Source organism: Bacillus cereus group sp. Sample62 (genome assembly GCF_036851315.1).
GTDB lineage: Bacteria > Bacillota > Bacilli > Bacillales > Bacillaceae_G > Bacillus_A > Bacillus_A wiedmannii.
This window is the reverse complement of sequence record NZ_JAFLPK010000001.1, coordinates 3,244,531-3,258,237: the sequence shown is the minus strand read 5'-3', so window position 1 is coordinate 3,258,237 and position 13,707 is coordinate 3,244,531. Positions and strand designations below refer to the sequence as shown.

Genomic DNA, 13,707 nt, shown 5'->3' with positions numbered 1-13,707 from the left:
ACATTTTTGCACCAGAACCATATAAAAAGAGGACGAATAGTTACGTCTTCTTTTTATATGGTTATATTAGCTACAAAATAATATCATTTAAATAAATCTTCTATTATATTAGCAGGGGATAGTGATAGAAAAGTGTGTTCCTTTTCCTAGTTCACTTTCTATCTCTATATCTCCGTTTAATTCTTTAATAATACTGTACGCAATCATAGTACCAAGCCCAGTACCTTTTTCTGTTGTTGAATAAAATGGCAAGGCAATACGTTTTATTTGTTGGGAAGACATTCCTATTCCTGTATCAATAATATCAATTACAATATTATCTTTTATTTTTTGTATATTTATTTGTAATACGCCACCATTTTTCATAGCCTCAATTCCATTTTGTATGATGTTGGTTAGACATATTTTTAATTTTTCAGGATTAGCATTTATGTAAAGGGAATCTGTTGTAATATGCTGTTTTATTTCAACATTATATGAAAGAGCGAGTGGTGAAATATTATCTTTCACTTGATTTAATATGTAATTAATATCTAGTTCTTCTTTTATAATGTTTTGTGGTTTGGTTAAAGATAAATAGTTATTAATAGTAGATTGTATTTGCTGCATTTCAAGTAACATAATTTCTAAGTACTTATCTTGAGACATCTTAGCACTCTCATCTTCATTTAGTAATTGAGTGAATCCATGTACCGTGGTCAGTGGATTATGAATTTCATGCGCGATCGATGCAGCTAGTTCGCTAGCTATATAAAATTTTTCTGCTCTTTGCATTCTTTCTTTTATTTTATATTTCTCGATCATTCCTTCTATTAAATAAACTGATAATAATAATGTGAAAATATTTATGATTATATAATTGAATAAAAATTCGATGAGAGTAGAGTCAATTTTACCACCTGTATTTATTTGTGTTACAATACCGCAGATAGAAAGGGAAGTTGTACATATCAAAATAAGTAGAATACTTAATAATATCTTCTTTTCCTTGAAATAAGTAGGTGACAAGTAACGAAACATGATTGTAATAACAGAAATAATAGTAAAGATAATAAATGATGGGAAGACTCCGCTTCCACCTAAGTAAAATCTATAAGAAAGATATAAAACTCCAATACAAATAATGCTCTTTGTATTTCCATATAGAAAAACTAATATAATGGGAATAAAACGTAAATCATAAATGAACCCAGCGTGTAAATGAAAAGGAAAAGTCATACAAAAAATAATTGCAATGGAGGAAAGTACAGAAATTAATATATTATTACATGCCATTTTTTCTTTATGTTCTAGCCAAAATACTTGGTAACTAAGGATACAAATAATAATAATAAATGTATTTAAAAATAGTGTAGGAATTCCCATAGTTTATGCCTCTCTGCGAGTTTGTAAGTAGGATTATGTATGTGTTTAATCTAGGTGTTTGGTTTTATTAGATTTTCTATCTTTAAAAAAGAAAAGGAAGGGCACTTGAAAAAGTGCTTTTTTACCATTTATATTAAAATCGATGAGGAAGATAGAAATAAAAAGTTACTTTTACTTATGAATAAAAAAATTGAAAGTAGCCCTTGTATAGGTAAAAGATGAAGCAAATTACAGAAATAGTTACGTTTCTCTGGAGTGAATATTCCGAAAAAACATTGTGTATGGCGAAATCTATTTTATAACCTTCGCCATATTAACATGTAACTTATTAAATTACAAAGAAAAAATTAAAAATTATTATTTTTTTGTTATTTTAATTTATTTAAAAACGTAAAAGTATTCCAGAGGTTATCATTGAGATGCTAGGGTACTTAGACCAATATTCGAACTTCGTAATAACGTTGTCACTTTTTTACTAATATTTTTAATACTAATTTTAGTATAATCAATTAATTGATTTAAAATTCAAATAATTATCTACGTATCTTTTTTTTTATCATTTTATATTAAATACAATGATATTTATTGTCACATAATAATGCAAATTTCCAGTAAACTAATAGAAAAAATCCTATAAAAACATAATTTACTATCTTTTATATAAACATTGCAGGTGTAAATGCAATAAAAATTCATTATTAATACATATATTCAATCTGAAAATATCTGTTTACATATTAAAATGTCTTTGTAGTGGTCCTTCATGCCAAGAATCGTTTCCGTACTCCAACTACCGTTATTCTAGTATTTTACCAAGTTTCTTATTTTGTTAAGGTATCCTAATATTGTTACTTTTGTGAATTGAAATGTTTTAATATCATAATTTATAGGGGATGTTGAGAAAATAAATAATTTGTAAAAATAATATAATATTTGTAACTTTATGTCTTATAATATGAAATATCTTTGTTGCGATTATTTTAAATATTTGAATAATACATCAGATTCATTTTATCTAGGGAGGTTTTAAAATTGGGGAGAAGAGTTGTTAAAAGAGTTTTTGCATTATTATCAGTACTAGCATTATTCTTTAATGTGTTTCTACCGAAGGCAAATGCGGAGGTTATGACGCATGAAAAGTATTCAATGAACTGGAGTTATAGCAACAGTTTAGGTAAGTACATTCGAACTGAAATTATTAAAAATTCAAGCGGTCAAATTGCCTATTGTTTAACTCTTGGCTTAAAATCACCAAATGGTGAAGATCTTCCTGAAATGGGGAAAACAGATAATGTAGTATATAGGGTTCTATTAAATGGTTTCCCACAAAAAAGTATAGAACAACTGGGGGTAGCTAATAAGAATGAAGCACATTATGCAACTCAGCTTGCGGTTTGGAATGCATTAGGTCAACTTGATGTAAATGAATTAAAGCATGAAAATAAAAATGTTGAAAAAGCGGCTAAGACAATTATTAATGCTGCGAATACAAGTGAAGATACTCAAGATATTTTTATGAATGTGATTCCTGCTGAAAAGCAAAAGGCAGAATTAAAGGGTGAGTTTTTTGAAACAAACCTATACACAGTACAAACAAATGCTAAGAGTGGTTCTTATAAAGTAGTAGCGAAAAATGCACCTAATGGAGTAAAAATTGTTAGTGAAAATGGTGAAGTGAAAGATCAACTTTCAGTTGGAGAGAAATTCCGTATCCAAATTCCTAAAAATACAAAAACAGGTGAATTTAATTTAAGCGTTGCTGCTAACTTAACTAAAGTTCAAGCAATTGCTTACCGCGGAACTGATACTGTTCAGGATGCTACAGTACTATTAGAAAAAAATGAAGAAAAGCTTAGTAGTGATCTTGCTGTAAATTGGGAAGCAGCCGGTTCTTTAAAAATTAAAAAGGTTGGAGAAAATGGAGAAGTGTTAGCTGGGGCAGTATTTGAGGTCTTTAATGCAAATAATGAATCAGTTGGAAAAATCACGACTGGTGCTGATGGTATGGCAGAATTAAACAACTTACCAATTGGTACTTACACATTAAAAGAAATTAAAGCACCAACAGGTTATGTTACAGGTGATAAACCGCAAACTATTGAAGTTAAGACAGGTGAAACAGGAGCTATTCAGATAGTAAACAACAAAGTAAAAGGTAATATCGAAATTAAAAAGCTTAGTGATTCAGGAAAGGTTTTACCAAATGTTGAATTCACAGTCTTCACTGAAGATGGAAAAGAAGTAAAAAAAGTAGTTACAAAAGAAAATGGAATTGCAAACGTTGAGGGTCTTACGTATGGTAAGTATTATTTCTTAGAGACCAAAACACCTAATGGATACATTGGAAATAAATCGAAGTTTCCTTTTGAAATTAAAGAGCACAATAAAACAATTACTTTTACAGTGGAAAATACTGAAGTAAAAGGTAGTGTAAAATTACTAAAAGTAGACAATGAAGACATTAGTAAAAAATTAGAAGGTGCAGTATTCGAATTAAAAGATGCAAGTGGGAAAGTGATTGGCGAATATAAGACAGATAAAAATGGTGAGATTAATGTCAAAGATTTAGCGTATGGTAAGTATTCATTTGTAGAAAAGACTTCTCCAAGTGGTTACGTTCTTGTTACAGAACCAATTGTGTTCGAAATAAAGGAACATGGAAAAATTATTGAGCTATTAGCAGTTAATCATCTAATCAAAGGTGATCTGGAAATTACAAAGGTAGATGTTGCGGATGGAAACAATAAGCTTCCAAATGCAGAATTTACGATTTATAACGAAGCAGGAAAAGAAGTAGTAAAAGGTAAAACAGATGATAAAGGTATCGCTAAATTTGAAAAGCTACCATTTGGAAAATACACATATAAAGAAACTGTTGCACCAAAAGGTTATATCTTAAATGAAGAGACGTTTTCTTTTGAAATCAAAGAGAATGGTCAAATTATTAAACATATCGTCAAAGATGAGAAGATTCCTTCAATTAAAACAACAGCATCTGATAAAAAAGATGGTACAAAAGAAATGCACACTTCTAAGTCTGTAACAATCCAAGATAAAGTGGAATACAAAGACCTACAAGTAGGTAAAGAGTACACTTTAAAAGGTAAATTAATGGATAAAAAGACTAATAAACCATTAGTTGTAAATGGTAAAGAAGTAACTGCTGAAACTAAGTTTACACCAAAAGAAGCAAACGGATCTATCACACTAGATTTCACTTTTGATGCAACTGGTTTAGAAGAAAAAGAAGTAGTAGTATTCGAAGAGTTACTGAAAGACGGAAAAGTTGTTACTACACACGCTGATATCAATGATAAAGGTCAAACAATTAAGTTCGTTAAGCCATCAGTAAAAACAACTGCTACAAACAAAGCTGATGGTGGAAAAGAGATTCATTCAAAGGATTCTATCACTATCCAGGATAAAGTGGAGTACACTAACTTAGTTGTAGGTAAAGAGTACACTGTAAAAGGAAAATTAATGAACAAAGCTATTAACGAACCATTATTAATTGATGGTAAAGAAGTAACAGCTGAGACTAAATTTATTGCAAAAGAAAAGAATGGTTTTGTAACATTAGACTTTACTTTCGTTGGCGCTGAGCAGCAAGGAAGAGAAGTGGTTGTGTTTGAAGACTTATTACATGAAGGTCAAGTAATTGCAACTCACGCAGACATTAATGATGTAGGTCAAACAGTTCGATTTGTAGAGCCTTCAATAAAAACAACAGCTACAAACAAAGCTGATGGTTCTAAAGAATTAGACGCTACAAAATCTGTAACAATCCAAGATAAAGTGGAATACAAAGACTTAATCGTGGGTAAAGAGTACGTTGTAAAAGGTAAACTAATGGATAAAGCAACAAACAAACCATTATTAGTTGATGGTAAAGAAGTAACAGCAGAATCTAAGTTTACTGCAAAAGAAAAAAATGGTTCTATCACATTAGATTTCACATGTAATACTTCTGCATTACAAGGTAAAGAAGTAGTAGTATTTGAAGAACTGTATCAAGATAATGTCTTAGTAGCTATTCACGTTGACATTGAAGATAAGGGACAAACAGTGAAATTCAAAGAGGTGAAACCGGAACAACCTAAACCAGAACAGCCGAATCCAGATAAAAATACTCCAACATCAGAGCAACCTAAAGAGCAAGTAAAAGAGCAACCACAACCTAAGAAAGAAGTTCAATCTAAAATTGGATGGTTACCGCAAACAGGTGCTGACCTTACAAGTTGGATCTCTATGGCTGCAGGCGCATTACTGTTAATTGTTGGTGGAGTTATTTTCTTAAAACGTAAAAACGCATAAAAATTAAAAAATAAGCACATCTGTTTTTATAGGATGTGCTTATTTTTATGTTAGTTATTTAGTCCTATTTACAGTATCTTAATTGTTCACGAATAAAAAAGTTGTAAAAAAATAATGTAGTTATTTCAAAAATAAAATAGATCGCTAAGTAGATGGTATTAATTGGAATATGCGCTCTTTATCCTGTATGATGTAAATAAGGATATTCAAATATTCTTATAGTTAATAAAAGGGGAAAGTAGGAGGAGTTGTCATGAAAAACGTAAAAACGGCTATGACGTTGGTACAATCACATCTTAATGAAAATGAGGTTATTGAAAATTGCCTATATGGAATGTTTCAATATCAAGTATTTGGTATGGGTGGTCAAAGAAAAGGGATATTGGTTGCTACAAATGAACGTATGTGTTTTTATACGGAATATTTGGGAAGTGAAACGTTTAAAGTATTTGATTATGCCAAAGTTAATTCGATAGAGGTAGAAAAGGGATTATTAACAGGAAATAAAGTCATTTTTTATCATGATGGCGAACGTGAAGTGATGAATTTAATTGAAGAAGGTGACTTGGAGGGGTTTGCAGTATTTGTAAAAGAAAAAATTATGATCTTGAAATAAAGAAGTTTGTTTTTAAAATTCGCTTCTCAAATTAAACAATATTATTATTTGTTAAAATCGAAAACATTAAAACAAAAAACAAACTTTAAATAACCTCCCATTAAACTGTTTAATGGGAGGTTATTGCCTTTCTGAAGATAAAATTAAAGAACCTTATTATTCTTATACATTAATCTATTTGATTATTTTTGAGTTGTTGTAATAATTCCAGGACAGCAAAACAGTCAGCTGCTGCTCGGTGTTTAATCGTTAATTCCGTTGCATCGCTTAATGAAATCCATCTTTTTGAACCTACATAATCAGCGTACATTTTCATAACACATGTGGATTGAAAATCCTTAAATTCTACATTGTTAGCAATACAAGTGTTTTCTATCATGCCTAGATCAAATTCAGCGTTATAAATAAGTAGAGTTTTTCCTGCAATAACTTCACATAATTCTTTATACATTACTGTCCATGATGGTGCATTGTGTACCATTTTATTAGTAATACCATGAATGGAGGTTGCTTCAGCTGGAATATTTATAGTTGGCTTAACTAAAAAGTTTAATAGGATTTTTCCCGTTAAATCAATTACACTTATCCCGATAATTTGATCTCTTAGAGTAAGTCCAGTTGTTTCGGTATCTAAAATAACGAAATGATCTCTGTTTATAACCATTTTCAGAAGTAAAAAAGGCACCCAAATGGGTGTCTTTTTTACTTCTGAAAATGAATTAAACTAGTTTAGAAAGCGTTAATAGAAGGAATTTAGTCATGAATGAATTAATAAAAAAAGCAATACAATATCAATTCTATGACTTTGCACCTTCATATTTCACTTGAACTTTGTTTAAGCGCGTTTATCTACTCATTGTTACGCGTGAATTACGTTTAAAATCGACACTTTATTCGTAGTAAATAATACATAATTCTGTTTTACAGTTCTAATTAATATACGATCAGTTGCCACATATGCTGTTCCGATACGGATTGCACTTGGTTCTTCAACACCCGCATAGGTAGCATCTTCGGTAACCTCAATCATATCACGTAATGGAATCGTGACCTCCGCAAATTGCCATGAAATAATTAACTTTTCTTTTGTTTTTTTGACATCAATACCTAGCATTATACCAAGACCTTTCTATAATAGAATGCTACACTTCTTATCTTATTATACAAATTTTTAGATTATTTTTCTACATGTATGAATAGAGCTGATATTTTAAGGGTGCCAAAAGAAAGGGAAGATATACTATCAATCTATTAAGGAATACGTTATGAAGAAAAGTTCACAGGGAATTAATATGGATTTGATATGGTTGAAGTATGATGAATGAGTAACAGTAGGAGTTGCAGGAAGGAAATGAATGATGAGACTTAAATTAGTAGGAACCTTAACTTGTATAGTAGTAATGTTAGGTATCTTTATCATTTACACCAATATATCTATTGGTAAAGAACCATATAAGACAAACTATGAAACTAGTGAAAACTCCATAAATAAAGAAAAAAATAGTAAGCAAAATGGGACTTCAAATAAGATAGCAAGTTCCTTTGCTAGTATACAGGCTGTAGTAAATAAGGAATATGGTTTACCCGAAGACTATATGCCAGAGGATTTAGTTGTACCAAATGTACCGTTCTCATTTAGTGGAACGGTAGAAAAGAGTCATCTTCGTAAAGAAGCAGCGGAAGCGTTAGAAAAACTATTCCTTTTAGCTAAGCAAGATGGGATCCAGTTGAATGCTGTTTCAGGATTTCGTTCCTATGAGTATCAAAAAGGTCTGTATGCCAACAATGTTAAAAAGAAAGGGCAAGAGCATACGGATCGCTTCTCTGCAAAGCCAGGGCATAGCGAACATCAAACAGGGTTAACGATGGATGTTTCTTCTAAAAGTGCGAACAATGAACTAGAGCTATCCTTTGCGAATACGAAGGAAGGAAAATGGCTGAAAGAAAACGCGCATCGTGCAGGGTTTATCATTCGTTATCCTAAGGGGAAGGAAAGTATTACGGGTTATGCATATGAACCTTGGCATATTCGCTATGTAGGAGATATTGCTGAAAATATATATAAGGAAAAACTGACTTTAGAAGAATATATGAATCTGTGAAAATAGAATTGAAGAGTTAAACTGTATTCATTGTTTATGAATGCTACTTTTTCATCACTTCATTAGAGTTTTTTAGGCTTCGTTCGTCGGTATACTTCACACAATATTATAAAGGAAATAGAACTTACTGAAGATAACATATGAATGTTTTATAAATGTATCAAAAAAGTGAACAAAATCGTTATTTTGCACAACAAGGTAGTCAGTGTAATGAAATAACTGCTTGTAAAAAAAGAAGCCCTATAGGAAATATTACAGGGCTTCACCAAGTTGAGTTATGTCGTATTCACAAGGGATTTTAACATGATATTTGTGTTGAATAAACTGGTAAATGTGTCCAAGTAATTTGGAGCTATTTTATAAAAAAAGAGAAGCGCTTAATCAGGACGCTCCTCTTAATGCCAATACACAATAACTATCCCATTATACTGTATAAGCGTAAAATATTTAACAATTACTTTCATGGTAAATATTTCATTTTGTCTTAGTACCTTTAAATCACGAAAAAAGGTTCCGCTGTTTCCAACAGAACCTTTCCTAAAATGGCAAAGAGTAACTCTTACCTTACTCTTTGTTTATATACTACAGGAGTTTTAATGAAAATCCAAGGCTCCTTATATTGAGAAATAAAGAAGAATCATTATAAAAAAATTTATCTTTTTTCATAAATAAAAGAGCAGCTAGCAAAAACTAACTGCTCAATACAAGGAGATACAGAGAAAACTAAATGGATTTTGGCATACAGCCTATCAACATTATGGACATAATATTGATTTTTATTCGAAGGAATTCATGTTTTACAAATCAGATTATGATAGTCGATATTCTCCATATTGACCAGAAAAGAACCAAGAATTCTAGTGAAATTCCAAGTGTTCTTTTCCTAGTTTTTTGAAATTCTTTTACTAAATAGCCAATAGCGCTAATTGCTAGAAGAATGAAAAGAATAAGTTCTAGTGTAACTGGCATTTGATCTACTCCTAATCCGTTATTTTAATTTATTATATAACGATTATAAGATATTTTTTGTGGTTAGTGGTGAGAAATTAAACAAAACCATCTCTTTACGAAAAAAGGTCCTGTTGTTTCCAACAGAACCTTTCCTAAAATGGCAAAGAGTAACTCTTACCTTACTCTTTGTTCATATACTACAGGAGTTTTAATGAAAATCCAAGGCTCCTTATATTGAGAAATAAAGAAGAATCATTCTAAAGAATCTTATCTTTGTTATAAATAAAAGAGCAGTTAGCAAAAACTAACTGCTCAGCTCCAAGGAGGAACAAGGAGAAAAATCTAATGTCATCTATATTATTGACGGAATATTGAGTTTTACTCATAAAAAACTACGTTTAACTTAATGCATAACCCACAATCAAAGTTAGTGTTAAAAACACTGATAATAACAATGTTAGTAAGACTGTTGCTACACTCCTAAGCATCGCAATCCAATTATTCATCTTAGAAAATCCTATAATGCCAGCAAAAAAAGTTCCTATTGTTAAAACTAGTAATATAAATAAAGGGTGAATGTGTAATGAATCCGTGAAAAAATTGAATAATTCAAGTGGAATTTCAAAATATAAACGGAATAGTCCAACGCAAATCAAAGAGTATATAAAGGACCATAGATTGAGGTTATGCTTCATAGCTTTCTCCTATGTTTTCAAAATAGTTTTACTCAATTTTAATGGGAAATAAAAGAAAAAGATAGAGGTTATAAAGAAGAATCAATTTTTTAACAAAATAATCCTTTTAATAGAAAGCGAGGAATAACAATGGGACATGGATGCTTTTTTCTTTGTTATATAGAAATTATACATTAAACATATATTTATAAGCGCTGTTACGACACGCTAAGGAGTAATAAAAAGATGAGGCCAATGAAACCGTATAAAAACCAAAAGAATCCTAAGATGGGGAATGTTTTATGAAAATTAAGCATGGTAAACCTCCTTGGGTATATAGAGGATTATAATATATCGTTGGTCTATTTAGAAGAAAAAACATAAATTAGTACACATTAAACGTGAATTTGAACAAAATGGACATTTTAAAGTAGCGAATGCGCTGCTTTTTTATTTTATCAAATAAATTGTTCTTGAGTAGAAATGAAAATAGGGGTTTGCCTTAAACATTTATTATTAATCAAGAATATGAGTATAGAAACAGGTCTAAATTCTGTAATGGTGGATGGGATTGTTATGGACATAACTCAAAGTGTGGTAAGAATAGTGGTTAATGGGAAAGACCTTCCGTTCACTTCGGTTCAAACCTCTGCATGGAATCATGAACCTGTAAATGATTTAATCGTTTCTACGAATCAGAGAGTGAATGAGCTTTATCAATTCATGTGGTCACAAGTACCAGTTACGATCTCCGTGTATTTTCTTCAAGGGGCGGACTTAATGAGATTCGCTAGGATCGCTGGAATTAATGAACGTGTAACGGGAGAATATATATCATTTCATTTGGGGATAAGAAGAATTCAAAGTAGCTTAACAGCTGTTTTTTTATTTTGCATAGAAAAAAGGAACCATAATAGGCTCCTTAATTTGATTCAGAAGTTGTGTAGTTTTTCTTGATGATATCTTTTATGTTGATAATAAAGGATATAAGGAATCCAGCAGCTAGAATACCGTTTACCCAGTAATATGTATTCCCGGATGTAAATTTATTATAAAAGGAATCGATATTATAATACACTAAGCCTGCTGAAATGACGGTAGAGATTACTAACGTACCAAAACTTTTCATGACGCCGTCCCCTCTATTCTGAAATTTTAGACTTTTAATACAATTATACATTTAAATAAAAAGGTTTACAAAGGAATTACCATAAGGAGGAGTTATAACGAGTTTCTTCCAATTGATGGTTTTTATTTTTGGAAAAATAACTATTTTATAAAAAAAAAATTTTGACCCCCATAAAATTATTTGTTCTTTCGAATATATATAACGTAGAAGAAAACAAATGAAAGAAAAAGCTAAAATTACCAAAAATATAGCGAAGAGTTATTCAAAGATTGCAGCTAAAATAGAAAAGAGCAAGTGGCATTGCAAAAGAAAACAAGAAAGCAGTACAAAATACAGACGTCACTTTAGTACAAGTGGAAAAAATAGTCATATAAAAAAATCGGCCTCGAAAAATATGAGCAACAGCAAGAGGACAAACCAAAAGAAAAGTACTAACAAAATGTGGTTGAATGGTCACTTGTTTAGTGGCCTTTTTGCTATTTGAAGGAGGCTGGGAGATTACTAGTGTTGAGTTTAGTAATGAAGATCCTAAGAAAACCGAAAATAGAAGATATCGTATGTGACATACAAAACAATGGAGGAGATAAGGAAGCATTTATCGTACAGTATCAGCCTTTTATTAAAAAATCAATATCGTCTGTCTGTCGCCGATATATTACAGAACAGGATGATGAATATAGTATTGGACTGTTTGCGTTTAACGAAGCAATTGAACAGTATTCATATAAAAAAGGGAAATCTTTTCTAGCGTTTGCTGACCTTCTTATAAAAAGAGATGTAATTGACTATATACGCAAGGAGTCTAAGCATAACTTTGTCTTTTTAAAAGAAGATGAGCAAGAGGAAATGTTAGAAATGCAAGTGTCGCTTACGGAGTATATGAAAGAGATGGAAAATAGTAACCGCAAGGAGGAAATTCTTCATTTTCAAAGTGTGTTAGCTGAGTTTAAAATCACATTTTCAGAGCTTGCTAAAGAATCTCCTAAGCATCGTGATACGCGTGAACATCTAATAGAAATTGTGAAGATTATTATAAAAGAAGAGGAAATGATGGAAGAGTTGTTCCGAAAGAAAAAATTACCCCTAAAACATATTGAACCACTTGTTAGGGTAAGTCGTAAAACGTTGGAACGACATAGAAAATACATTATTGCAATGTGTATTATTTTTGCAAACAACTATACATACATTCTTGATTATATAAGAGGGGAAAAGCATGATGAATAAAGGAATTGTGATGGATATAAAAAAGCATAACGTAGTTGTTTTAACTCCAAATGGAGAGTTTATTACATTTAAAAGAAAAGCGCACCCATACATGATAGGAGAGGAAATCTCGTTTAACAAACAAGAACAAAGAGCGCCGCGTTTTTCCATACCACCTTTCTTAAAGCCTACAACAGTAATTGTTGCTGGTTTTCTATGCGTATTGCTGTTTTTCTATAATCAACCAGAAGAAAAAGTATTTGCTTATGTCTCAGTTGATATAAATCCAAGTATAGAGGCGAGCGTAACGGAGGATCTTCGTGTTATAGATTTGCGGGCTTGTAATGATGATGGAAGGCGTATTTTACAAGAAATGAACAGGTGGGAAAATAAACATCTGCAAGACGTAATACGTATTATTATAAAGCAGAGTCAAGAGGATAAGTACTTAACCAATGATAAGCAAGTCATGCTAACGGCTATTGCAAAGGATAAGTCGCTAGAACCACAGTTGGAAAAGGCTATGCAGGAATTAAAGAAAGAATATGAGATAAAACATGTTACAGTCGAATATCAAAGTAGCACGATGCAAGTACGAGAGGATGCTAGAAAAGCTGGAATTGGCACAGGAGTCTATATAAAGCAAGAGAATGAGAAGAACAAATCGCTTACTCCACCTGCCACGCCGTCTAATCCGGTGGAAAACGAAGAAGAGGTGCAATCGCAGCCGGAGTCAGCTCCTGATGCATCACCAGATTTGTCTCCTGTAAAAGAAAAAAAATATGAGAAACCAGAGCATAAAGAAAAAAAGAAACCAGAGGAACAGCCATCTAGGCAAATAAAAGAAAATAATGGTAGAGGATCTCAGCAAGAAAATAGAGGGAATCAGCAGGAGAATAACGGTAGAGAATCTCAACAAGGGAGTAATGGAAATCAGCAAGGGAACAACGGTAGAGAATCTCAACAAGGAAATAATGGAAATCAGCAAGAAAACAACGGTAGGGGATCCCAACAAGGGAATAATGGAAATCAGCAAGGGAACAATGGAAGAGGATCTCAACAAGGAAATAATGGGAATCAGCAAGGGAACAACGGTAGAGAATCTCAACAAGGAAATAATGGGAATCAGCAAGGGAACAACGGTAGAGGTTCTCAACAAGGGAATAATGAAAATCAGCAAGGGGACAATGGAAGAGGATCCCAGAAAGAAAATGTTGGAAATCAACAAGGGAACAATGGTAGGGGGTCTCAACAAGAGAATAGAGGCAACCAGCAAGGGAATGAAAAGAAGAATCAATAGAATATGGAAGTGAGAGATTCATTTCAAAGCTAAAAGGACTTATCTCGCTA

The 13,707-nt window shown here is 31.7% G+C and carries 10 protein-coding genes and 2 pseudogenes; 7 read left to right on the top strand and 5 right to left on the bottom strand.

Annotated features, from left to right (window positions below; translation table 11 throughout):
• Window positions 1–108: 108 nt before the first annotated feature.
• Entirely contained in the window at window positions 109–1,365 is a 1,257-nt protein-coding gene (locus tag J0835_RS16540; protein ID WP_087981352.1) for an ATP-binding protein, read from the bottom strand.
• A gap of 1,032 nt (window positions 1,366–2,397) precedes the next feature.
• Here J0835_RS16540 and J0835_RS16535 point away from each other — a divergent pair.
• Both J0835_RS16535 and J0835_RS16530 read left to right on the top strand, forming a co-directional pair.
• On the top strand, window positions 2,398–5,679 hold the full coding sequence (locus J0835_RS16535) for a VaFE repeat-containing surface-anchored protein (RefSeq protein WP_087981351.1): 3,282 nt from the start codon (window positions 2,398–2,400) through the stop codon (window positions 5,677–5,679).
• A 253-nt stretch (window positions 5,680–5,932) separates the two neighbouring features.
• A complete protein-coding gene (locus J0835_RS16530) occupies window positions 5,933–6,295 on the top strand; it encodes a PH domain-containing protein (RefSeq protein ID WP_087981350.1) in 363 nt (120 codons plus the stop codon).
• Window positions 6,296–6,464: 169 nt separating this feature from the next.
• On the opposite strand, the pseudogene J0835_RS16525 reads toward J0835_RS16530, so the two are convergent.
• Together J0835_RS16525 and J0835_RS16520 are read right to left on the bottom strand one after the other, a co-directional pair.
• Window positions 6,465–6,962, bottom strand: a pseudogene (locus J0835_RS16525) (3'-5' exonuclease); the annotation flags it as partial.
• A 192-nt stretch (window positions 6,963–7,154) separates the two neighbouring features.
• Complete coding sequence (locus tag J0835_RS16520; RefSeq protein WP_087981349.1) at window positions 7,155–7,409, bottom strand: SunI/YnzG family protein; 255 nt, start codon at window positions 7,407–7,409, stop codon at window positions 7,155–7,157.
• Between the two features lie 244 nt (window positions 7,410–7,653).
• Here J0835_RS16520 and J0835_RS16515 point away from each other — a divergent pair, with 244 nt between their 5' ends.
• Entirely contained in the window at window positions 7,654–8,397 is a 744-nt protein-coding gene (locus J0835_RS16515; protein ID WP_087981568.1) for a M15 family metallopeptidase, read from the top strand.
• Window positions 8,398–9,746: 1,349 nt separating this feature from the next.
• Here J0835_RS16515 and J0835_RS16510 read toward each other — a convergent pair.
• Window positions 9,747–10,043, bottom strand: coding sequence for a hypothetical protein (locus J0835_RS16510; protein ID WP_087981348.1), 297 nt, complete (start codon window positions 10,041–10,043; stop codon window positions 9,747–9,749).
• A gap of 555 nt (window positions 10,044–10,598) precedes the next feature.
• Between J0835_RS16510 and J0835_RS16505 the strand changes: the two are divergent.
• Window positions 10,599–10,875 (top strand): annotated as a pseudogene (locus J0835_RS16505) (hypothetical protein).
• A gap of 69 nt (window positions 10,876–10,944) precedes the next feature.
• Here J0835_RS16505 and J0835_RS16500 read toward each other — a convergent pair.
• A complete protein-coding gene (locus tag J0835_RS16500; protein WP_087981347.1) occupies window positions 10,945–11,151 on the bottom strand; it encodes a hypothetical protein in 207 nt (68 codons plus the stop codon).
• A gap of 217 nt (window positions 11,152–11,368) precedes the next feature.
• On the opposite strand from J0835_RS16500, the gene J0835_RS16495 reads away from it, so the two are divergent.
• Genes J0835_RS16495 through J0835_RS16485 form a run of 3 tightly spaced genes read left to right on the top strand, consistent with a single transcriptional unit; the run spans window position 11,369 to window position 13,657 of the window.
• Window positions 11,369–11,635: a hypothetical protein gene (locus J0835_RS16495; protein ID WP_087981346.1), complete on the top strand. Its 267-nt coding sequence runs from the start codon at window positions 11,369–11,371 to the stop codon at window positions 11,633–11,635.
• Between the two features lie 20 nt (window positions 11,636–11,655).
• Complete coding sequence (gene sigI / locus J0835_RS16490; RefSeq protein ID WP_087981345.1) at window positions 11,656–12,378, top strand: RNA polymerase sigma factor SigI; 723 nt, start codon at window positions 11,656–11,658, stop codon at window positions 12,376–12,378.
• Window positions 12,368–13,657: an anti-sigma factor domain-containing protein gene (locus J0835_RS16485; protein WP_087981344.1), complete on the top strand. Its 1,290-nt coding sequence runs from the start codon at window positions 12,368–12,370 to the stop codon at window positions 13,655–13,657. The genes sigI and J0835_RS16485 overlap by 11 nt, the downstream gene beginning before the upstream one ends.
• Window positions 13,658–13,707: the final 50 nt, after the last annotated feature.

Excerpts from the sequence above, each read along its gene's own strand:
- J0835_RS16520 (WP_087981349.1), bottom strand. The coding sequence starts at position 7,409 with ATGCTAGGTATTGATGTCAAAAAAACAAAAGAAAAGTTAATTATTTCA.
- J0835_RS16495 (WP_087981346.1), top strand. The coding sequence starts at position 11,369 with ATGAAAGAAAAAGCTAAAATTACCAAAAATATAGCGAAGAGTTATTCA.
- J0835_RS16510 (WP_087981348.1), bottom strand. The coding sequence starts at position 10,043 with ATGAAGCATAACCTCAATCTATGGTCCTTTATATACTCTTTGATTTGC.
- J0835_RS16530 (WP_087981350.1), top strand. The coding sequence starts at position 5,933 with ATGAAAAACGTAAAAACGGCTATGACGTTGGTACAATCACATCTTAAT.
- J0835_RS16515 (WP_087981568.1), top strand. The coding sequence starts at position 7,654 with ATGAGACTTAAATTAGTAGGAACCTTAACTTGTATAGTAGTAATGTTA.
- J0835_RS16500 (WP_087981347.1), bottom strand. The coding sequence starts at position 11,151 with ATGAAAAGTTTTGGTACGTTAGTAATCTCTACCGTCATTTCAGCAGGC.
- J0835_RS16540 (WP_087981352.1), bottom strand. The coding sequence starts at position 1,365 with ATGGGAATTCCTACACTATTTTTAAATACATTTATTATTATTATTTGT.
- J0835_RS16485 (WP_087981344.1), top strand. The coding sequence starts at position 12,368 with ATGATGAATAAAGGAATTGTGATGGATATAAAAAAGCATAACGTAGTT.